This is a genomic window from Allobosea sp. NPDC055332 (assembly GCF_053645455.1).
This window is the reverse complement of the sequence record NZ_JBSHMO010000002.1, coordinates 254,157-273,647: the sequence shown is the minus strand read 5'-3', so window position 1 is coordinate 273,647 and position 19,491 is coordinate 254,157. Positions and strand designations below refer to the sequence as shown.

Here is a 19,491-nt window from a genome sequence, read left to right as displayed (position 1 = left end):
TTCTTCGTCGAAGATAGTAGGCGGCTCGTTCCAATTGCTGAGGGCGCTCCCCCAGCATTGCAGGAGAGCACAATGGCAGAGAACAACAACGCTCTGGTCGGCCTAGTTGCCGATATTGTTTCGGCCTACGTCTTGAATAACAGCGTGCCTGCCGCTGACCTGCCCAACCTTATTGCGATGACCCACGCAGCGATCACGGGGCTGGGCTCGGAGGCCGCCGCGCCGGTAGTCGACGAAAAGCCGACGCCCGCGGTATCGATCAAGAAGTCGATCACGGCAGAGCACCTTATCTGTCTCGAGGACGGCAAGAAGTTCAAGTCACTGAAGCGGCACCTGCGAACCGCCTACAACATGTCGCCTGAAGAATACCGCGCACGGTGGGGGCTTCCGGCCGACTATCCGATGGTGGCGCCGGCCTATGCCGAAGCGCGTTCCAGCCTAGCCAAGAAAATGGGCCTCGGTCAGCAGCGGCGGAAGCCGCGCGGCAGGGCGGCCTGAGGCGTCTAAGCCGGTCTCGCTATAGCAGCGAGAGCTGCCGATCAGGTACCGGGCTCGCGGCTGCCTCCTTGAGCGTCGAGACGTTCACGCCGATCAATCGGATGCCCTTCGCAACCGGGGACAGCGGATTGAGAAGCGCTTCGGCGAACCTTTCGACCTCCTCTGGACCAGCGAAGGGCTCCGAGACGGTTCGGCTCCGCGTCACGACCTGGAAGTCGGCGTATTTCACCTTCAGCCTGGCGAGACAGGCGATCTCGCACTCGTGCTTCCACTCTTCCGACCAGGTCGAGAGCTCGTGGCCGGCGAGGCAGGTGTAGGCTTTCGGGGTCGGCGGGCGGATAGGTCACGGCAAATCTCCTGAGCCGGAACGTCTATCGGCAATCGGCGTTGAGTCGCCAGGCCATAGCGGAGGACGTGTCATGGGACGTCACTGGTTCAACCCGGCCGTCTATGTCGAGACCGATCGCGCCGGCAGTTCCTGTGCGGTTACATCAGCGGAGAAGGCTATCGAGCTGTTGGTGGATTGGCCTGAGCGCAGCGCGGAATGGGAAGAGGCATTCCGAACTTGCGCCGAAGTGATTGGCGGCAAGAAGACGACGAATGAGGCTCGGATCGCGTTCGAGAAGGCGGCGGCGGCAGCCAATCGTCTGATTTTGGCAACCATCGGAACACCGCTCGTCGAAACGCGTTGATCGCGTGGCGCTGGTTGGTCCCTCGCGCCACGCCTCTCGCTGCCATGACCGCCCCCGAAGCTCACGGCGGCGAGAGGCAAAATTCAAACCCCGTCTGGTTAGCGCCGGCGGGGTTATTGTTGCGTCTTGCGACTGGCAGCGTCCTATCGAAACGAGGCGACGCCGATGGCGCCAAGGATCGCTCCAATAAGAAGGCCCCAAATCACGAGCGCCGGCATCATGGGCACCGCGTCAACGGCTTGCCGGTCGGCTCAATCTCGAACAGGCAGTCGTCGATGAAACGCACCGGCGTACCGTCTTCAAGGGCGTAGTCTGTGAGGCTCAAGTGGGCGAACCGCCGATAGACGACGACCGTGTAGCGGTTGCCCTCGTCGTCCTGGCAGAGCTCGCGATAAAGTTCCCGGCGAGAGGGTAAGGCAACCGTCATTGCGTCGATCAGGTCTGATGTTTTCGGCTGGGTACTCATCGCAACCTCCACGCAACTGTCCCGGCTCCTCTTATTCGCCTTTGATTGGCCGACCCGGATCGAGCGGACTTGGTGAGGCCGATGGCTTTTGGTCGGCCCGTTGATCGGAGCTCGCCGGCGCCCCCGGCGCCGGTTTTTCTGTGGGCGTTCCGGAACCCGGTCGAGGCCGACTGTCTGAAGCCCGGCGTGGCTGGCCGACGGTATCGTCATGACCTGACTTATTGCTCATCTCATCCTCCGTGCTGGCGAGTCATTGAGCTTTCCGGCTCAATGCCGAAACCACCCGAAGGTTCCGAGCTCGACGCGAAGAGCTAGGGGAACACTGGCTCGGCCAATGGGTTGCGAGAGGCAACGCAATCCATACGAGGCATTTATATCGAATGAACCCAATATTGGCTTTGGCGGTCGGCCAATTCAGAACGCTGATGATGTTCTGGCTGCAGAAGCACGCATCGCTGAACTTGCCGTGGCGCCTGAAGGGTCTGACGAGGAAGCGGAGCGGATCGGCTTGATCGACGCCGTCAATGCCTACCGCCTGAAGCAGGATTCACCAGTGACGACGGGCATGACCAATCCGATCACATCGCTGGAAGAATATGAGCGAGCGACCCAGCGCGTGGCGGAACTCGCCAACTATGCCGAAGGCACGCCGCAGGCAGAAGAGCTTCATCGGCTCATTGCTGATATCAAAGTTTGGGATGAAAAGCACGACGATGCGACGCGCTGGCAGTAGTCGCCAAGCTTAATCACGCAGGGTCCAGGTCGGGTTTTTCTCGGCAGCTTCCTACCGAACGCTCTTGAGTCAGTGGGAACCACTCTGCCTTACGACCGTTTCCTTTGCACTGGCATAACCTGCTGACAAAAAGGGGATTCCAATGCGAAACGCGATTCTCGCGTCGGTCTTCTGCGCGCTGATTTCCGGCGCGGCAGTTGCCCAGACCTCGACAACGTCTCCGACGCCCGCACCAAACGCGCCGGCCGATGCAAATGCGCCGCTGCCGGGCGCCAATAGCTTTACCGAAGGCCAGGCCAAAAGCCGCCTCGAAGCGAACGGCTACACGAATGTCGGCGAGCTCAAGAAAGACGACAATGGCGTCTGGAAGGGGACTGCGACGCACTCCGGCGCCCAAGTGACCGTCTCGGTCGACTATCGCGGCAACATCACTCGAAACTGACTTTCAGTTTTGCGATCCAGCGGAGGAACATTCCCATGCGTACAGTCACTCGATCCTATGACGACTACGATACCGGGCGGCGAGTCGTCGAAGACCTTCAATCTGCCGGTTTTCCCGCGGCGAACATCAGCCTGATCGGCCGGCATGAGAGCACCGACAACAGCAATGCTGGCGAGGGCGCTGGCATCGGCGCCGCGCTTGGCGGCGCGGCGGGCCTCCTGGCCGGATTGGGGTTGCTCGCGATCCCCGGCATTGGTCCGGTTGTGGCGGCAGGCTGGCTAGCATCCACCGCCGCGGGCGCCGCGGCGGGTGGCGTGACTGGAGGGCTTATCGGCGCCTTCACTGGCGCGGGCGAGGACGAGGAGAGCGCCAACTACTATGCCGAGACGGTCCGGCGGGGCGGCACGGTCGTGTCGGTCAAGGCTTCAGAAGACCAGGCGCCAGCGGCCGAAGCAATCATGGATGGTGCGACGCCGATCGATCGGGACACGCGGCTGACCGAGTATCGCGACGAAGGCTGGACCCGTTTCGATGAGCGGGGGGAACCTTATCGTCCGCTGATCTGAGCCACGCTCCAGAGCTATTTTTGCCCCGCCGGTTCGCATCGGCGGGGCTTTCTCTCTAACAATTGCGTGGTAGTTTCGGGCTGGCGCCCCCAAACCCAGCGCCGTGCCTCTCGCTTATCCAGTTGCTTCCAGCACGGGCGGGCGAGAGGCAGAATTCATGCCCCGTCGGCATTTGCCGGCGGGGCATTTTATTGCCCTATTGCGCACAGCCCGCGGCTTCCTAAATTTGCGCCGTTCAATGGCGTTGCATGGGGAAGGGACATGCCATTTCGATCGTTGGACCCGGAGGACATCGCCCGCGCCACCACTGCTCTGGAAGTGGCCTGGGATGAAATTAGACCAATGGTGCCGGTTGGCTTCGAAGAGCAGGAGCGAATGCGCCTTGCGTACATTGTCTCGAGCTTGGTGGCCGTAGCGGAAGATGAAGAGGATTTGGCCCGACGCACTGTCGAGCGATACCAAAGTTCACCGCGCTGATTTACGGCGGAACCGCACGACGGATTTGACGTTTAGACCTCGGATTTCACGATAGTGCCCGCCGCTAGCGGTAGGGCAAAGGGCTGGAGGCCCAGAGGACCCCGCCGGCATTGCTGGCGGGGTCTTTCACTTACCGCGGAACGGGCTGCCGAGCTGCTCCCCGGTATGGCCCGTGCGGAGCAACGAATGGGAAGAAGCGTCCGCATGGTGCTTTTTCATGGCAGGTCCTATCGAAACGAGGCGACGCCTATGACGCCGAGGATCGCTCCAATAATGAGGCCCCAAATCACGAGCGCTGGCATCATGGGCACCGGGTCAGCTGCATGCCCGTCGGTTCGATCTCGAACAGACAGTCGTCGATGAAGCGCACCGGCGTGCCGTCTTCAAGCTCATATCGGGTCACGTTCAAATCGGCGAACGGTCGGAAGACGATAACCGTATAGCGCTTGCCGTCTTCGTCCTGGCATAGCTCCCGATAAAGTACTTCGGGGTCGTAAGCTGGTCTACTGACGATCTTTTCGCTTAGCCTGGCGTGTTTCGGCTGGGTACGCATCGCAACCTCCTACGCGACTGATGGAGGCTCAACTGGCGGGCGGCCGCAGCGTTCCGAGTTTAGCCCGGCGCGTCTTTTGCACCTTTCGGCGCGATCTTTTGCACCCGCTTGCGGATCGCCATCTTAGCGGGGCTAATGAGCTTGGCCTGTCTTCGCAGGGAAGTGAGATCCGTGTAGCACCCACTCGATCTCAGCTTTTGGGTTGAAGCCCTCGGCTATGATTTCGTTTGGCGGAATCCCCAGGGCGTTCGCTTCAAGCAAAAGACGAACCGCTAACGCATGAGCGTCCCCCGTTCCCCGTCTGACGTTTTTGGTGATCCAGCTGTCGACGAAGCATTTTGCGCGCAGAGACATTTGTATGGCCTCCCGATTATTCGTCACCTCTTCCTGCGCAGCCGACAACGCCGAGTATCGCGATTATTACCGCGGCGCACATGAACAGCGCTGACATCTTACGCGCGCCATTCCAACGCTAGGATCATGGCAATCAGCACTCCCCCTACCCAGACTAGGATGCCCGACGGCTCTTCTCGCTGTTGCTCCCGACCATGGCCATCCGGCATCCAACTACTCCGGCCGCAACTCGCCGCCATCTACTCCCGCCGGAGCGAGCCAGCTTCGTCCGATTCAGGAGGCCCTTGGGCCTCCATTCGCGTGCCACGTACCGAGGCGGACGAACGTGTCGCCCACCGCAGGGCGGCGATGTAGCCCCCCATCACCGTCGCGAGGGCGGCGATCGTCGCAAACGTCCGCATATCGTTCGACTCCGGGAATTGAGCGAACCCCGCCAGCGAGAGCTGGCGAGGTTCGGACCGCCCCCGAATAGGGAGCTGCAGAACATCACTGGATGATGTGGACGACCCGCCGGCTCGACGGCTCTACCAGCACGACATGGTTGTCGGTGTAGACGTAGCTGTATTTGGTGACGCTCGGGCCCCAATCATTGGGTGCGGTGTGAAGCTCGACATCACTCGGAAGGGTGGCGCCGACGGTGACCTTCTCCTTGAGCGTCACCGGCCTCATCTTCTCCTTGACCACGTACTCCTTGATACGGGTCTGCTCGGGCTGGCCGATCGTGACGGTGGTCTGCGCGAAGGCGGCAGAGCTGGCGACGAGAGCGGACGCGGCGACGAGGCCGAGAAGTGTGCGGTTCATGATCATCCTCCTGGTTGAGCGCGTGGTTGGTGCACTGGCGAACAAACGTCAGGTGGGAAAATCAGTTCCAATTTTGTCCAATTAAAAAGTGTGGCTGAGCATCAGACCTGCTCTGCGGTTTCACGTACGCCGCTGCGCGCGACGAAGCTTGGAACAAACGCGACGCCGAGGGACGACGCTTCTGACCTTAAGCGGACTTCGAGTCAGTGAAGCGATAGCGCGCCACGGCCCAAAATAGCACGCCACCCGCAGCGCCAGCGACAGCCGTCTTGGCCATATTGGCACGCCAAAGCGCCCACCCCCACGCCGTAGGCTGACCATCAACCACAATTGCGCGCTCACCGACGCTGAATTGGAAGTGTTCAGACATTGGAAGCAGTGCCAGGAGGAACCCAGGCGCGACTGCGATGAATGCGCCGACAACTGCACAACTAAACAGGCTCAGCTCCGTCAAATTGCGGAGAAGAAAATAGGCGGGAAGGCCGAGCAAAGCCGCCGCTGGGAACGCACCGAGACTGAGAAGCCACATGGACGCAATCAATTTCCATGGGGAGCTAGGCCAGCCGAGCTGCAAGATTGAAAGCACCACTGCGCCGAAGAGAGGAGCGACGACGAAGGCGAGCGCCACTCGCCATGGCGCTGGGTATCGGTCAATCTGTGTCGAACTCTGCATCAATGGATCTTATGCGTATTGCGGCCGTTTTCGACTCGTTGCGGACATTTCGGCTGCACGACCTGTCTGCGAAGCTCGGGACGAGGTCACCAACCGCGGAAGATTGAATTCTATCGGGCTCGTCACGCCTTCCGATCTGCGACATCCGCACCGCGCATTCCAATTGGAGCGGGCGGACCGCGGGTCGTGTCCTCATAGGTCTGGCGTTCTGCTTCCGCGTTGAGCTCGGCGCCGACGAGAATGATCGTTGCCGATATCCACATCCACATCATGAGCCCGATGACAGCACCCACGGTGCCATAGGTTTTGTCGTAGTTTCCAAAGTTGGCCACGTACCAGGAGAAGCCTATCGAGGCTGCGAGCCAGACGATGACCGCCATGAGAGCGCCTGGGCTGACCCATCGCCATTGCGGTTGGTCGCGGCTCGGCCCGAAGCGGTAGAGAACCGCCAATCCCACTGTCAGGATCAGCAAGAGAGCCGGCCAACGGCCAATGCTGATCAGTGGTTCGGCGAGGTCCCCGAGGTACAGCCGATCCAAAATCACCGGCACGGCGACGACTGCCACTACGCTGACCAGCGCGAACAGGAGAACACCTGCGGTGAACGTCAGGGAAGCCAGATTGAGCGTGACGAAGCCGCGTTTTTCGTCCTCGCCATAGGCGACGTTCAGCGCGTCGAAGACTGCCTTCATGCCGGCATTCGCGCTCCACACCGAGAGAAGCAGGCTGATCACCAGCGAGAACCCGAGCTTGCGGTCAGCTTCACCAGTCAGCTTGAGTGCCTGTTCGCGAACGAGATCATAGGCTTCTGCGGGCACAATGCCGCTGAGCAGCGCTAAATGATCGACAACCGTTTCGGGCGCTGCAATCAGTCCATAGAGGCTTACGAATGCAGCGAGCGCTGGAAACAGCGCGAGCAACCCATAGAAGGTGACGCCGGCTGCGACCGCCAGAACGCGGTCATGGCTGACCTCGTGAATCGTTCGCTTCGCGATTTCGTACCATCCCGCGGGAGGAATTTCGTCGGGAGAGGACGCTTGCTTGCCACTACGCGATGCAGCGGGTTGAGCTGTTTGAGCCTTCTGGTCGCGGTTGGAGAGCTTGCCGTGGGAGAGCGGCGTGAACAGGAGCGCCAGTGACGCGCCCAATCCGATAAACCCGAGATCCCGCGCCATAGCTCGAATGTTTGCAGGAAGTGCCCAGCGGCTCCCGCCATGCTCCCTGGCTATCTGCGCACGTTTCAAGACCTTAAACTGCCCTGTTGACGAGCCCGAATTCTCTGCAGTCAACGCTGTTCTGCGGGCCGAAGTTCCGGTTCGCGAGCATTCCTGGCGCTGATGCAACGCCCGATCTGCTTGACTCCTAGAAGACCAATCGTTCTCATTACGTTCTCATTTTGGAGAGCGAGCCGATGTCAGCCGCGCCGTCGCCGGACACGTCGCCAATGACGGAACTGGAATGCGAGATCGACGATATCATCGCCGAGCATGGTAGTGAGCGCGCCGCGATCCGGGCGCTGCTGCTCGATTTGGCCGAGCTGGCACGCGACGGCGACAGGGCAAGCTCGCGTGGCTATCTGCGCGGGCTGTTTTCAGAGGGCGCCCGGCCATTTCGCAGCGAGGACGAGCCATGAGGCGCAAGGGGGAGCTTTCGCCCACTGGCATCGATCGGGGCTGGCCATACCAGGTCGCGATCAGGGACGACGACGGCCAGCATCTCGGGCATCTTCCGCCGAGCGGCCCGCTATCGTCCCTATGCGAGCGTGGCCACACGGTCACTGATGGCCGCCACCGCTACCGCGTCTTTTGCTTCTCTGACCGCGGCCAGGCGGAACGCTTTCGAGACCTGCTTAGCGGCGAAGACTTCGACACTCGCGACCGATCCGGAAGGGAGTGGATTAGGGGACGAGGAGCGGCACGGGAGGCGAAGCGGCGATGAGCGCGATGCGTCGCCGCTAGCGGGAGATCAACTCTAATGCACAACGCCAATGGAACCTCCGGACGAAGACACCTCACTGCTCGACTTTCCCTGGGTGGTCGTGCGCTTCCGCTGCCACTTCTGCACCCGCAGCAAGGATGCGCGTCTGGCGGGACTGGCCTGGCTCTACGGCGAGCATGCAACGCTGAAATGGCTCCTCGGCGTCTTCAGATCGGCCTGCGCCTGGGACCCGAGCAACCCGGCGCGCAAGCCGCAGAAATACGGACGGAAATGCGGCGCCTACCTCATGGACATCGGCCGCACCTCGCCGCCGGACCTGCCGCCCAGCATGTCCGGCCTGACCTTGATCGAGGGCGGCAAGGACGACATGCTCCCGGCCGACGAGCCAGCCATGCCCAAGCGATGGCGGATCGGCGAGGAGTGAGCGCATGTGCGGCAGGTTCAGCCAAGCGTACACTTGGGGCGAGATATACGAGTTCAGCCAGCCGCTGACTGTCCCGGCTGAGCCGGCGCGCAACCAGCAGGCCCGCTACAACATCGGCCCGACGACGCTGATTGATATCATCGTGAAGACGCCGGCTGGGCGCGAAATCTGGAAGGTTCGCTGGGGCTTGATCCCACCCTGGCATAAGGGTTCGCTCAAGGGCGTCATCCCGCACATCAACGCCCGCATCGAAAAGGTAGACACGAACAACCTGTTCAAGCGGGCCTACGTGAAGAACCGGTGTATCATTCCGGCCAGCGGCTTCTACGAGTGGACTACCGAAGCCAACGGAGACAAGACACCCCACTATATCAGCGCAAAAGACGGCACGATCCTCGCCTTCGCCGGTATCTGGGAGCGCTGGCGCGACGAAAGTGGCGAAGAGGTGATCAGCGCCAGCATCATCACCCGAGACGCCGACCGCTTCATGGAGAGCATCCATAACCGCATGCCGGCGATGCTACATCCCGATGACTTCGACGCCTGGCTCGACGGCTCGGCCGGCAAGGAGATCCTGATGAAAGCGCCGCCCGAGCTGCAAGAGTGGATCGTCAACAAGCGGATGAACAAGGCTGGCGTCGGTGACGATGATCCACAGACCCCCGCCGCCGTCGAGCCCGAGGCGCCCCCACCGCCACCAGAACCGCCGCGGCAGGGCGAGCTCTTCTGATGCGCCACTGGGAACAGAGCGGCCGGACAACGCCGCGGAGCGCGAGCGGCGGGCGAACCTGCCACGCTGGCGGCGGGAACTCTATCGCTATGGAAACACGGCTATCATTGCAGCGCTTTGGATCGTGTCACTGGCAATAGGACTTTGGCTGTTCGGCTTGCTCTGAGAAATCGTCAGGTTCGAAATCGTCGCGCCATAAGCGAACAAAAGCTAGGGTGATCGTCCCATCTGGCTCGATGCGCAGTCGAGCCTCTGCGCACCAGTCGCCGGTGTCCTCGTCAGCCGGTAGGATGATCAGGCTCATCCTTCTTCTGCCTGGATGAGCGCGAGGATGGCCGCCGACTTCCAGTCGTGAGATTGCCGTGCGCCGGCTTCCCAAGCCCTCCCTTCTGGAGTGTCTGCCTTTGGTCGGCGTATCCAGACCGCGATCAATTCTTCGACGTCGCAGGCCTCAAGCGCCTCGCGCAAGCCTTCCAGCCGGCCGGAATTTCGCGCCTCGCGCACCAACCTCTCGCAGGTCGTCGAGCTGAAGGCGTCCGGATCATGCATCGCCATCTCCGGTCAAACGCCTAGCAGCCCCGATGCAGAAAGGCGCGATCAGCTGCGCAGCCGAGATATGGAAGTGCTACGCCGGAATTCGCCCGTCCGGAGTGTACTTGTCGACTGCATCAGGAAGCCGCTGCGACAATCGCTCCAAAATTTCCGCCCTGCTAAGGCCAGTCTGAGCAGCAAGGCGATCCATGATATCGGGCCCGATCGCCTGCTCCAAATCGCGCCCCTCGATCTGCTGGTTTGGGCCGGTTCGAACCCAGGAGTCCGCAGCGTCGCCGCGGCCGGCCTGCTTGAAGCGTTCGATCAGCTCCTGGATACCATTTCCTAACAGGCCGCCGATGCCACCGGCAGTGACGGATTGCGAGCCGCCCATAGCGTCGTCCAGGCCAGCCGGGGCGCCCTGCGGGGGCCTTCCCTGCTGCAAGCCCCCAAACCATTCCGCGAGCTTGTCGCGGTTTTGATAGCCGGCAACGGCAAGCAGGCCGAGCAAGGCGGTCATGGATGGAAAGCCACTGTCGTTGCTCATGGAAGTCTCCTCGAGTTCGCTATTCAGGCGTTGCGACGGCTCATCATTGACCAGAACATCAGGACCAACACGGCCCCGAGCACGGCGCCAATGAGGCCCGCGCCTTCGCCTGGCCGATACCAGCCCAGCGCCTGCCCCAGGAACGTGGCTACAAAGGCTCCCAGGATGCCGAGAATGGTTGTGAGGATGAACCCAGCCGGCTCGTTCGCACCGGGTGACAGAAACTTGGCTATGACGCCGGCGACAAACCCGATGATAATTGTCCAGACTATGCCCATGGCTGGCCCCCGATCTTGCGCGAGGCGAAGTGCCGCGCGTCTCCCAAAACCGGGCCATGCTCGGAAAGTTCCGGCTCCAGCCAGGACCTATCCTTCTCGACGTCCACTCGGGCTCGGACTCCCGCGATCAGGCCCATGCTGTCAAATGACAATGAAGCTTTCCGTTTGGATATAGTTTCGATTTCAACCAGCGGTCGTCTTGCATCGTAGCAACCGGCTCGACATAGTCGCCAGCGAGCCTGGGGAGACTATGAAGAAGCGTCTCATCTTCGTTGCCGTAGCAGCGCTGATTCCGGCAACCGTACTGCTGGCGTACAACCAATACACTTCACGGGCGGCGATTAAGGAGCAAGTTGACTCAAAAGCGCTTGAAGAAAACCGCCAGGCGACCTCGGAGATTGAGCGTCTGATCGAAGGCGCTAAAGGCCTGCTGGCGGCGACGGCTGCCATCCCGGCCGTTCAGCAAGCCGCAACCGATCCTTCAGCCTGCAAAGACGCCCTGGAGCCGCTGCTTCCCGCAGTCCCATGGATCAGAAACCTCTTTGTGCTCGATCTCTCCGGCACGCTCATTTGCGAGCCGACAGGCGTGCCGCTTGGCCGAAGTTTCGCCGATAGGCCGTATTTCAAAGAGGCGATCAGCCGGAACGCCTTCCACATCGGAGAATACACCCAGAGCCGATTGACGGACGTCGCGGTACTTCCGCTGGCCCTGCCGCTTCGCAACAAGGAAGGCCGCACGGTTGCCATTCTGACCAGCGGCATCCGGTTGGATTGGTTGAATGACCGCATTCGCGATCGGGGTCTAGGAGAACGCGGTGCTCTGACGATCGCCGATCGCAACGGCGTCATTATCGCCCGCAACCCGCAGCCGGAGCGCTTCGTCGGCACCCGCATTCCTGACAGCTTTCAGCATCTGATCAACGGACCGGCCGAAGGCGTCATGGATGTGATGAGCCAGGACGGCACCCCGCGGGTCATCGCGTACAGCCCGGCGACTCGTCCGCCGGGAGGGCTCTATATCAGCGTCGGCATCTCAAAGGCGGACGCGTATGCCGATGTGAATAGACAGACGTTCATCGCGGCCCTGTCGATCGCCTTGGGAAGCGTGATCGCTCTGGCTGCCGCTTGGCTTGCTGGCGGCTTGATCCGCCGCCCGGTCAACCGCATCGTCGACGTCATCAAGGCTTGGCAAGCGGGAACCGGAAGCGCGCGGACAGGCTTCCGGGCCAATGATGGCGACGTCGAACTGGTCGGCGAAGCCCTCGATCGGATGCTCGACGAACTCGAACAGCGTTCCTTGGAGATCAAGCGCGCCGAGGGGCAGCGCGACCTTCTCATGCGCGAACTCGCGCATCGGGTGAAAAACACCCTGACGCTTGTCCAGGCCGTCGCCCATCAGACCTTTCGAGGAAAAGACCCGGAACTCACAAGGTCCTTTGCCGAGCGCCTGATCGCGCTCGCCGGGGCCTATGATGTGCTATTGGGCCAAGAATTTGCCGGAGGCGACATCCGGGCCATCGTTACGACAGCGCTTAAGCCCCATCTGGCGCGCGAAGACAGCGTGGTTATCTCCGGCGAGCCGCATATGCTGGCGCCGAACATCGCGCTGTCGCTATCGATGGTCGTGCATGAACTGGCGACAAACGCCACCAAGTACGGGGCACTGTCGACGGAGCATGGCGTCGTGCTGGTATCCTGGACTGCCTATCGAGGGCGGGTGACGCTTCAATGGCAGGAGCGGGGCGGTCCGCCGGTCGCCGTGCCGACCACCGAAGGTTTCGGCTCGAAACTGGTGCGGCGCGCCTTCGGAACCGATGCCGAAGCTTCGGTAGAGATCAAATATCTGCTGAGCGGCGTGCGGTGCGAGCTTCAGTTCAACGCAGGCGAAAATTCCGTCCTCGGCGAGGCTGGCACGCTAGCCGCATCCTGAGCAGTTGTTGCGGCTGTTCTCGCGCTGATCCGAACCGCCAACCAGTTTATTCCTCTTCCCGACTGAAACGCTTGGCTTCGGCGTCGGCTGCGGCTTCCATTGCGCCTGCAACCGTGTCGACCAGATCGGGGTATTCCTCCTCGATTTCGTGGGCCGCAATCCCCGCGGAGCCGGCATCGAGTATCAATTGCCCCGCGAGGTACTTGTTGCGCTCCGCTGGCCCTTCCTCATCGTGAAAGACATCGGGCTGGACTCGATCGTTGAGCCAGGTCTCTACGAAACTGATGGCGCGTTCAGACATCGTTTTGCTCCGCAGAACCGGGGGCTGGATATAGCTCCTTGCAATCAATACCCGCGCCGATCCTGCCTGTTCCGCATCATCTGTTCGCCCATCGCATCTCCCAACGGCGTCTGCGCTGATCGTGCCGCGCCCAACCGCATCGCTCGTCAAGAAAAGGGGCGAGGCGCGGAACACATCGTTCCAACCCTCGTTGGGTTGTGATGCTCGATCGTGCGGGCAGGTCGTTTGCCTCCGACGCGCGGTGGGGTCCCTCAACCGCTTTGGAAGGATGACCGCATGCGTGCGCTCTGTTGGCATGGAAAAGGCGACGTTCGGGTAGACACGGTTCCTGACCCGAAACTGCAGCATCCCCGCGACGCGATCATCAAAATCACATGCTGTGCGATTTGCGGATCCGACCTGCACCTTCTCGACGGCTACCAGCCGACCATGGAATGCGGCGACATTCTCGGGCACGAGAACATGGGCGAGGTCGTTGAACTTGGCTCCGAGGTGACCAACCTGCGGATCGGTGACCGCGTCGTTGTTCCTTTCACGATCAGCTGCGGAGATTGCTGGTTCTGCAAACGCGGCATGTTCTCAGCCTGCGACCGGACCAATCCGAACGCTAAGATGGCAGCGGAGGCGATGGGACAATCGCCCGCAGGCCTCTTCGGCTTCAGCCATATGATGGGCGGCTATAGCGGTGGCCAAGCCGAGTACCTGCGCGTGCCCATGGCCGATGTCGGCCCGATCAAGGTTCCCGACAGCGTCAGCGATGAGCAAGCGCTGTTCCTCTCGGACATTTTCCCGACCGGCTACATGGCAGCGGAGAATGCTCAGATCCAGGACGGCGACTTTGTCGCGATCTGGGGCTGCGGGCCGGTTGGCCAGTTTGCGATCCGCTCGGCCTTCATGCTCGGCGCTGGCCGTGTCATCGCGATCGACGAAGTCCCTGAGCGGCTGGCGATGGCAGAAGCCGGCGGCGCCGAGACGATCGATTTCTCGAAGACCGACGTCTACGACCAGCTCATGGCTCTGACCAATGGCCGCGGCCCCGATAGCTGCATCGACGCGGTTGGCTGCGAGGCCTCTGGACACGGCGCGGCCGATGCCATCCTCGACAAGGTGAAGGCCGCCACGTTCCTCGCCACCGACCGTATGCATGTACTGCGCGAAGCCATCATGAGCTGCCGCAAGGGCGGGACCATCTCCATCCCGGGCGTCTATGTCGGCATGGCCGACAAGCTGCCGATCGGCGCGGCGATGAACAAGGGCCTGACCTTCAAAATGGGCCAGACACACGTCCAGGCCTATACGAAGCCGCTGCTTGAAAAGATCGAAGCGGGCCTCATCGACCCCAGCTTCGTCGTCACGCATCCGGCCAGTCTCGAAGACGCGCCCGCGATGTACAAGAAGTTCCGGGACAAGGAGGACGGCGTGATCAAGGTCGTCCTGCGGCCATAGGCCTGTAGCCGCCTGCGCACTCCAAATCGGCCGAGCACCCTCGTCCAATCCAATTTAGCGCCCTGCGTGGATGAGAAGCCCAATGTCCAGAATGTTCTTTGAGCTTTCGATGCTTGCTTTCGAAGCGCAGCAGTCGATGTGGCTGCGCACGATCAAGCTATGCGCTGGTGGCTCCGCCGCCGATCGGGAAGCGAAATTGATGGTCGATGAGAAAGTGTCGGCCGCGATGCAAGCAGCGGGCACGCTCATGAGCGGCGCCCACCCTGGCGCTGTTGTCAAAGCCTACCGGCGCAAAGTGCGCGCCAATGTGCGCCGCTTGTCCAAGCACAAGCGTTCCTGATCTGCTCCGCGGCCCGTTACTGCACACGCTGCTTTTCGCTCTGCGCTTCCCAAGCGCGGATATCGGCCACCAGTTCTCCGAGCTTCTTCGCTTGCGGCGTTCCTTCGGCATAATTGGAAAGTTCCGTTACTCTTTGTGTCGCCGCCTCGTACTGCTCTTCGGATGAGATGGGGTTGGTCATTGCTGCGGTTGCGGGAGAATCTTGGCCCAACCGATAGGCATTGACGGCATCGATCAAGCCGACCCTCTCAGCCTCTTCGTCCGAACCCTCTGGCGCGATCGCCAGCTCGGCGATCCGCGCTTCGGCGGCCAAGCAATCGACGGAATTTTTAATGGCGCCTCCGCCGAAGCCAATCTCGAAAGTACTACGCATTTTGGTCCTCGTGGGTGGATGTCCTGACAACCCAACCGTAAGCGCGAACGGGTGTTCCGTTCGGATCGTCGTCGGCCGCGAAAAGCGTCGGCCCCGTGTGGCCTTAAGCGAAGTGCCTATGCCGGAACATCCTGCACGAGCGCTCGTTTTCTTGCTGCGCAGCCAATCTTGGCGCGCCTGCGGGAGAGCTCCAATGAACGGCATCATCTACATCGTCGGCCTCGTGGTGGTCGTTCTGGCCATCCTGTCCTTCCTCGGCCTCCGTTAGGAGTTGATGTCATGGCAATGGACACAACAGACGTGGTCGTGGTCGCGCCGGGAACCGGCGACAAATCCTCTTATCTGGACTGGAGCCCAATCATTGGCGGCGCTGTAATCGCCGCCGCAATCACCACCATCATGGCGGCGTTCGGCTCGGCCATCGGCCTTTCGATGGTTTCGGCCGACACGTCCCGATCATCCGGCCTCACTGCCGTGGCGATTGCAGCCGGGCTCTGGGCGCTTTGGGTGACGATCTCTGCATGCGCGGCGGGGGGCTATCTGGCGGGGCGTATGCGCCGTCCTACCCTTGACGCCTCGGTTCACGAACGACATGTGCGCGATGGCGCGCATGGCCTGGTCGTCTGGGCGGCGGGTGCCTTGCTGGTTGCGATGCTCACCAGCTCGGCGATCACGGGTGCGGTGAAAACTGCCGCTGCCGGAGCCACGGCCGCGGCAACTGGCGCGGCTGCTCTCGTGAGCCAGCAAGCCGATCCGCTCGCTTCGGCACTCGATTCCGTAATGCGCTCCAATGGCGCGCAGCCGGTTTCGGCGCAAGAGCGCGAAGAGGCATCTCGGATCCTGACCCGCAGCTTGGCCAGCGGTGCGCTGGATCCAGCCGACCGGGGGTACATCGCGAACCGCCTCGCCGCACGCGCAAATATTTCCCAGCAAGACGCCGAGAAGCGGATCGACGACGCCTATGCGAAGCTCAACCAGGCGAAGGAAACAGCCAAGCAAGCTGCCGAACGCGCTCGGCGGATGGGCGTGATCACGGCTTTCCTCACTGCGGCCGCATTGCTGGCAGGTGCGGCTGCCGCTTGGTTTGCAGCTGTTCTAGGCGGCAAGCATCGCGACGAGGAGATCGATCTCAGCGCGCTGTTTGGATCACGCTAGAGCTGGATAGCTCGGCGGAACTTAGGCGTCTCGAATCCTATTGGTTCGCTACGCCAAGCCCGCGCCCTCAAGGCGCGGGTTATTTGTTTTCTGTATCACCGGGACGGTTGCACCTATGTTCGACGGGTTCGCACTGGATTTCATTAAAGTATCCGAGGCTGTCTTACGCGTCCGGCATGGCGGTAAGGGGCGGCCGTTGCTCTTGCTCCATGGCCATCCGCGCACGCATACGACCTGGTGGCGCTTAGCTCCTTTGCTGGCAGAGCACTTCTACGTCGTGTGCCCGGATTTGCGCGGGTTCGGTCAGTCCTCAAAACCAAAAGACACTGCCGATCACGCCGGGTCTTCGAAACGTGCCAAAGCCAAGGACTGCGTCGAGCTCATGGCCAAGCTGGGGTTTGAGCGCTTCTATCTGGCAGGCCATGACCGCGGCTCTTACACCGCTTTTCGGCTTGCTATGGATCATCCTAGTGCCACGGAACGTCTGGTATTGATGGACGGCGTGCCCATCATTGAAGCGTTGGAGCGATGTTCCGAAACCTTTGCGCGCCTTTGGTGGCATTGGTTCTTCTTCTGCCAGCCTGAAAAGCCTGAACGCGCTATCCTTGCTGATCCGCTGCGCTGGTATGGAGGGACGGCGGAAGCGATGGGGGCCGAAAACTTCGCCGATTTCCATGCTGCAATTCACGACCCCGAAACAGTCCACACCATGATCGAGGATTACCGTGCGGGCCCGGCCGTCGACCGTGTCCACGACGCGGCAGACCGCGCGGCAGGGCGGACTTTACAATGTCCCTTGCTCTGCCTCTGGTCCGAACGCGATGACCTTCCTACGCTCTATGGCGATGTCTTGGAGGTGTGGCGGCCTTGGGCACCCGACCGGCGCGGTTACGGGGTTCCTGGTGGCCATCACATGGCTGAAGAAGCACCGGAAGCCCTCGCTAAAGCTATGGTGCAATTTTTCGCGTAACGACGTCTTTTCGCGTAACGACGTCCCGTGCGGCGGCACACGTTGCCTAAGCTCCGATTGCCGGGAACCACTTCCTGCCACGCGCTGTTTGTTCGCCGCCATGGGCCGAACAACTTCGCGAGGGCGTATCCGTGAAACTATCTGGTGGCTGCAGTTGCGGACAGGTCCGCTACGAAGTCGACGGCGATCCCATCCGTGTCGGGATCTGCCATTGCGAGACGTGCCGCAAGGAGTCGGGCTCGGCCTTCTCATTCTTTGGCATCTGGCCGAAGGACAGCGCGACGCTGTCCGGTGAACTCGGCTGCTGGAAAAGCCGGGCTGGAGGCCGCCGCTTCTGCCCCGCCTGCGGATCGTCACTGTTCGATTGGGAAGATGGCTCCGACAAGATCGAGATCAAGCTCGGAACTCTCGATAATCCGCCGAGCGCTCTAGCGCCTGCCTATGAGCTCTGGACCGTGCGACGTGAACCCTGGCTGGCGCACCAAAAGGGCGCCGAACAACATACGCGCGACCGGGAAACCGCCGAGCAATCATGACGCCTCGCGAATACCCGGTAACACCCGATGGCCGTTATTTCCTGGTCGGACGCCGCCTGTGGCGCGCCACCAACCCGGCCATAGCAGAGCCGCAGCGGGATCGGCTGGTTGGTGCGCTGATGGATGCGCGGCGAGCCGTCAAAGATGCCAAGCGCGGCATTGGACTTCTTGCGGAAGCTCGTGCCGCCGTCAACGCAGCCAAGATCGCGCTCGGCGAACGCGGACCCGTTTGGTGGGATGATGGTGCCCCCGACTGCAATCGCCGCCTTGCCAAGAATACGCCGTACGCTGCCTGGGCGCATGCTGTCCGCGGCCACGAATAACCAAGGAAGCTCGATGCCCAAAAAACCTGCCTTGCTGCTGCGCGTCACCGATATTGAAAGCGTCACGGTCAGCGATGACTCGCTGGAGGGCGCAATCATCCGCTTCTCCGTGAGCGACGACACCAATGATCTTGAAATCCATCTGCCCGCCGTGGCGGTCGTCCGCCTCCAAGCCATGCTGCAAGAGGCTGACACGCAGCAAGCGAACATGACCTCCCAGCATTAGGTCAATCGATCGGCGCTAGCCCGCTTTCAACTTTCCAAGGTTCCCTGGCAGGCCGGAAACAGGCAGATCGTCTGGGCTGATATTGTTCCCCGGCTCGGGGCTGGCTTCCGGCCCATGCGCATTCTCGCCAGCGTGATCCTCATCCCATTTGCGCAAGGCTTCTATGAGAACGGCCAGTTCGCGCGCCGCCTCAGAGCCTTCCGGCGCGTCGCTCAGCGAGTTGGCGCGCTCGGCCGCCGCCGCGTACTCGGTGTGGTTTTGAATGAGCATGATTGGCTCCTGATATCGCAGGGGAACTGGCCCGTTGCATCGCTCCATCATGCTGCAACCGCCTGACCCGTCTGCCGTTCCATGACGGGACCATGCGGTGGTGGGCCAGGCGCCTCGAGCCTTAGGCCCCCGTGTCGCTGTTACGCGCGCTCACAGGCTTCGATTCCGGCGAGCCCTTGAAGCGCAAGAAGATCGACAGCACGACCAGCACCGCGGTCGACAAAAATTCCGACTGCCAGTTCTGGAAGGACTCGAACCAGAATTGTGCATCGGTCAGGTAGGCCAGCGCCGACTTGATTTCTGCGTTGTGCAGCATCGCTTCCTGGTTCGACGCCGCAGCACTCGCCAGCCAATGCAGGACGAAACTCAGAACGAACAGCGCCGCCAATGCGAGACCTAGCGAGTGCGCATAGAGCCAGACGCGGATGGGGCTCTTCTCGTGCCACGCCTTCGATAGCGCATCGCCCTCGCGGCCGGGGTCATCGGGGTCTCTCGATTCCGCCGAGCCTCTTTGAAACAGCACTGCCGTCAACATCACGTAGGCCGACATCTGCAAAAATTCGCTCTCCCAGTTTTCGAAGAGCGCCGACAAAAATGCGCCCGACGTCATATACGCCAGCAGGTCCAAGGGGGCTTGGCCATGCTTTGCCAGCGAGTCATTCTCGACCTTAAGCCCGGACGCTACCATGCCGACAATGCACAGCGCGGTGACGATCACCAGCGTGATGGTCAGGCCATTATCGCGCAAGAATCTCATAGTCCGCTCCGCGGTTTCGGACTGCCAACGGCCGGGTGCGGCAATGGTTCACTCTCCACACCGTCATTTGGAAATCGCTCCCAGCTGGCTCCCTCCAAATGGTTTCTGGCAAAGCGGAACTGATATGCGATGCCTTCGTTAGGGATGCACGCCAACAAGCG

General features: G+C 61.5%; 30 protein-coding genes. 16 read left to right on the top strand and 14 right to left on the bottom strand.

What is annotated here, in order from left to right; all coding sequences use genetic code 11:
* Positions 1-72 precede the first annotated feature (72 nt).
* Positions 73-498, top strand: coding sequence for a Ros/MucR family transcriptional regulator (locus tag ACWIGM_RS09985; protein WP_454025789.1), 426 nt, complete (start codon positions 73-75; stop codon positions 496-498).
* Positions 499-517: 19 nt separating this feature from the next.
* Here ACWIGM_RS09985 and ACWIGM_RS09980 read toward each other — a convergent pair whose 3' ends face one another.
* Positions 518-727, bottom strand: a complete 210-nt coding sequence (locus ACWIGM_RS09980) for a DinB/UmuC family translesion DNA polymerase (RefSeq protein ID WP_454025788.1) — start codon at positions 725-727, stop codon at positions 518-520.
* 190 nt (positions 728-917) lie between these two features.
* Here ACWIGM_RS09980 and ACWIGM_RS09975 point away from each other — a divergent pair, with 190 nt between their 5' ends.
* Complete coding sequence (locus ACWIGM_RS09975) at positions 918-1,190, top strand: DUF982 domain-containing protein (protein ID WP_454025787.1); 273 nt, start codon at positions 918-920, stop codon at positions 1,188-1,190.
* A gap of 217 nt (positions 1,191-1,407) precedes the next feature.
* Here the strand turns inward: ACWIGM_RS09975 and ACWIGM_RS09970 are convergent, their stop codons facing one another.
* Positions 1,408-1,656: a hypothetical protein gene (locus ACWIGM_RS09970; RefSeq protein WP_454025786.1), complete on the bottom strand. Its 249-nt coding sequence runs from the start codon at positions 1,654-1,656 to the stop codon at positions 1,408-1,410.
* 334 nt (positions 1,657-1,990) lie between these two features.
* Here ACWIGM_RS09970 and ACWIGM_RS09965 point away from each other — a divergent pair, with 334 nt between their 5' ends.
* The 3 genes from ACWIGM_RS09965 (at position 1,991) to ACWIGM_RS09955 (ending at position 3,397) form a co-directional block, all read left to right on the top strand.
* Positions 1,991-2,389, top strand: coding sequence for a hypothetical protein (locus ACWIGM_RS09965; protein WP_454025785.1), 399 nt, complete (start codon positions 1,991-1,993; stop codon positions 2,387-2,389).
* A 142-nt stretch (positions 2,390-2,531) separates the two neighbouring features.
* Positions 2,532-2,831 carry a PepSY domain-containing protein gene (locus ACWIGM_RS09960; RefSeq protein ID WP_454025784.1) on the top strand — a complete coding sequence of 100 codons (300 nt, stop codon included), beginning with the start codon at positions 2,532-2,534 and terminating at the stop codon, positions 2,829-2,831.
* A gap of 35 nt (positions 2,832-2,866) precedes the next feature.
* Complete coding sequence (locus tag ACWIGM_RS09955; RefSeq protein ID WP_454025783.1) at positions 2,867-3,397, top strand: hypothetical protein; 531 nt, start codon at positions 2,867-2,869, stop codon at positions 3,395-3,397.
* Positions 3,398-4,175: 778 nt separating this feature from the next.
* On the opposite strand, the gene ACWIGM_RS09950 is transcribed toward ACWIGM_RS09955, so the two are convergent.
* The 4 genes from ACWIGM_RS09950 to ACWIGM_RS09935 all read right to left on the bottom strand — a co-directional run bounded on the left by ACWIGM_RS09950 (position 4,176) and on the right by ACWIGM_RS09935 (position 7,430).
* The gene (locus tag ACWIGM_RS09950) at positions 4,176-4,427 is read right to left on the bottom strand and encodes a hypothetical protein (protein WP_454025782.1); all 252 of its coding nucleotides are present in this window, start codon (positions 4,425-4,427) and stop codon (positions 4,176-4,178) included.
* 840 nt (positions 4,428-5,267) lie between these two features.
* Entirely contained in the window at positions 5,268-5,582 is a 315-nt protein-coding gene (locus tag ACWIGM_RS09945) for a DUF1236 domain-containing protein (protein WP_454025781.1), read from the bottom strand.
* A gap of 187 nt (positions 5,583-5,769) precedes the next feature.
* On the bottom strand, positions 5,770-6,255 hold the full coding sequence (locus tag ACWIGM_RS09940; RefSeq protein WP_454025780.1) for a hypothetical protein: 486 nt from the start codon (positions 6,253-6,255) through the stop codon (positions 5,770-5,772).
* Positions 6,256-6,377: 122 nt separating this feature from the next.
* A complete protein-coding gene (locus tag ACWIGM_RS09935; RefSeq protein WP_454025779.1) occupies positions 6,378-7,430 on the bottom strand; it encodes a YihY/virulence factor BrkB family protein in 1,053 nt (350 codons plus the stop codon).
* A 236-nt stretch (positions 7,431-7,666) separates the two neighbouring features.
* Between ACWIGM_RS09935 and ACWIGM_RS09930 the strand changes: the two genes are divergently transcribed.
* The 3 genes from ACWIGM_RS09930 to ACWIGM_RS09920 all read left to right on the top strand — a co-directional run bounded on the left by ACWIGM_RS09930 (position 7,667) and on the right by ACWIGM_RS09920 (position 9,347).
* Positions 7,667-7,888 (top strand): hypothetical protein, encoded by a 222-nt coding sequence (locus tag ACWIGM_RS09930; protein WP_454025778.1) that lies wholly within the window; start codon positions 7,667-7,669, stop codon positions 7,886-7,888.
* A gap of 354 nt (positions 7,889-8,242) precedes the next feature.
* Positions 8,243-8,617, top strand: coding sequence for a hypothetical protein (locus ACWIGM_RS09925; RefSeq protein ID WP_454025777.1), 375 nt, complete (start codon positions 8,243-8,245; stop codon positions 8,615-8,617).
* 4 nt (positions 8,618-8,621) lie between these two features.
* On the top strand, positions 8,622-9,347 hold the full coding sequence (locus ACWIGM_RS09920; RefSeq protein WP_454025776.1) for an SOS response-associated peptidase: 726 nt from the start codon (positions 8,622-8,624) through the stop codon (positions 9,345-9,347).
* A gap of 127 nt (positions 9,348-9,474) precedes the next feature.
* Here ACWIGM_RS09920 and ACWIGM_RS09915 read toward each other — a convergent pair whose 3' ends face one another.
* The 4 genes from ACWIGM_RS09915 to ACWIGM_RS09900 all read right to left on the bottom strand — a co-directional run bounded on the left by ACWIGM_RS09915 (position 9,475) and on the right by ACWIGM_RS09900 (position 10,703).
* On the bottom strand, positions 9,475-9,651 hold the full coding sequence (locus ACWIGM_RS09915) for a hypothetical protein (RefSeq protein ID WP_454025775.1): 177 nt from the start codon (positions 9,649-9,651) through the stop codon (positions 9,475-9,477).
* A complete protein-coding gene (locus ACWIGM_RS09910; RefSeq protein ID WP_454025774.1) occupies positions 9,648-9,896 on the bottom strand; it encodes a hypothetical protein in 249 nt (82 codons plus the stop codon). The genes ACWIGM_RS09915 and ACWIGM_RS09910 overlap by 4 nt, the downstream gene beginning before the upstream one ends.
* A gap of 76 nt (positions 9,897-9,972) precedes the next feature.
* Positions 9,973-10,425, bottom strand: coding sequence for a YidB family protein (locus tag ACWIGM_RS09905; RefSeq protein ID WP_454025773.1), 453 nt, complete (start codon positions 10,423-10,425; stop codon positions 9,973-9,975).
* 23 nt (positions 10,426-10,448) lie between these two features.
* On the bottom strand, positions 10,449-10,703 hold the full coding sequence (locus ACWIGM_RS09900; protein WP_454025772.1) for a GlsB/YeaQ/YmgE family stress response membrane protein: 255 nt from the start codon (positions 10,701-10,703) through the stop codon (positions 10,449-10,451).
* A 250-nt stretch (positions 10,704-10,953) separates the two neighbouring features.
* On the opposite strand from ACWIGM_RS09900, the gene ACWIGM_RS09895 reads away from it, so the two are divergent.
* Complete coding sequence (locus tag ACWIGM_RS09895) at positions 10,954-12,633, top strand: sensor histidine kinase (RefSeq protein ID WP_454025771.1); 1,680 nt, start codon at positions 10,954-10,956, stop codon at positions 12,631-12,633.
* 46 nt (positions 12,634-12,679) lie between these two features.
* On the opposite strand, the gene ACWIGM_RS09890 is transcribed toward ACWIGM_RS09895, so the two are convergent.
* Complete coding sequence (locus ACWIGM_RS09890) at positions 12,680-12,934, bottom strand: DUF768 domain-containing protein (protein ID WP_454025770.1); 255 nt, start codon at positions 12,932-12,934, stop codon at positions 12,680-12,682.
* 276 nt (positions 12,935-13,210) lie between these two features.
* Here ACWIGM_RS09890 and ACWIGM_RS09885 point away from each other — a divergent pair, with 276 nt between their 5' ends.
* Positions 13,211-14,380, top strand: a complete 1,170-nt coding sequence (locus ACWIGM_RS09885) for a zinc-dependent alcohol dehydrogenase (RefSeq protein ID WP_454025769.1) — start codon at positions 13,211-13,213, stop codon at positions 14,378-14,380.
* Positions 14,381-14,462: 82 nt separating this feature from the next.
* A complete protein-coding gene (locus ACWIGM_RS09880) occupies positions 14,463-14,720 on the top strand; it encodes a hypothetical protein (RefSeq protein ID WP_454025768.1) in 258 nt (85 codons plus the stop codon).
* A 16-nt stretch (positions 14,721-14,736) separates the two neighbouring features.
* Here the strand turns inward: ACWIGM_RS09880 and ACWIGM_RS09875 are convergent, their stop codons facing one another.
* Positions 14,737-15,093 (bottom strand): hypothetical protein, encoded by a 357-nt coding sequence (locus ACWIGM_RS09875; protein ID WP_454025767.1) that lies wholly within the window; start codon positions 15,091-15,093, stop codon positions 14,737-14,739.
* 279 nt (positions 15,094-15,372) lie between these two features.
* Here ACWIGM_RS09875 and ACWIGM_RS09870 point away from each other — a divergent pair, with 279 nt between their 5' ends.
* The 5 genes from ACWIGM_RS09870 to ACWIGM_RS09850 all read left to right on the top strand — a co-directional run bounded on the left by ACWIGM_RS09870 (position 15,373) and on the right by ACWIGM_RS09850 (position 18,303).
* Entirely contained in the window at positions 15,373-16,248 is an 876-nt protein-coding gene (locus ACWIGM_RS09870; protein ID WP_454025766.1) for a hypothetical protein, read from the top strand.
* 115 nt (positions 16,249-16,363) lie between these two features.
* Positions 16,364-17,218 carry an alpha/beta fold hydrolase gene (locus tag ACWIGM_RS09865; RefSeq protein ID WP_454025765.1) on the top strand — a complete coding sequence of 285 codons (855 nt, stop codon included), beginning with the start codon at positions 16,364-16,366 and terminating at the stop codon, positions 17,216-17,218.
* A 131-nt stretch (positions 17,219-17,349) separates the two neighbouring features.
* On the top strand, positions 17,350-17,754 hold the full coding sequence (locus ACWIGM_RS09860; RefSeq protein WP_454025764.1) for a GFA family protein: 405 nt from the start codon (positions 17,350-17,352) through the stop codon (positions 17,752-17,754).
* Positions 17,751-18,077 (top strand): hypothetical protein, encoded by a 327-nt coding sequence (locus tag ACWIGM_RS09855; RefSeq protein WP_454025763.1) that lies wholly within the window; start codon positions 17,751-17,753, stop codon positions 18,075-18,077. Before ACWIGM_RS09860 ends, ACWIGM_RS09855 begins: the two co-directional genes overlap by 4 nt.
* 13 nt (positions 18,078-18,090) lie before the next feature.
* Positions 18,091-18,303, top strand: a complete 213-nt coding sequence (locus ACWIGM_RS09850) for a hypothetical protein (RefSeq protein WP_454025762.1) — start codon at positions 18,091-18,093, stop codon at positions 18,301-18,303.
* Between the two features lie 15 nt (positions 18,304-18,318).
* Here the strand turns inward: ACWIGM_RS09850 and ACWIGM_RS09845 are convergent, their stop codons facing one another.
* Both ACWIGM_RS09845 and ACWIGM_RS09840 read right to left on the bottom strand, forming a co-directional pair.
* Positions 18,319-18,573: a hypothetical protein gene (locus tag ACWIGM_RS09845; protein WP_454025761.1), complete on the bottom strand. Its 255-nt coding sequence runs from the start codon at positions 18,571-18,573 to the stop codon at positions 18,319-18,321.
* Between the two features lie 121 nt (positions 18,574-18,694).
* Entirely contained in the window at positions 18,695-19,330 is a 636-nt protein-coding gene (locus tag ACWIGM_RS09840; protein ID WP_454025760.1) for a DUF6766 family protein, read from the bottom strand.
* Positions 19,331-19,491: the final 161 nt, after the last annotated feature.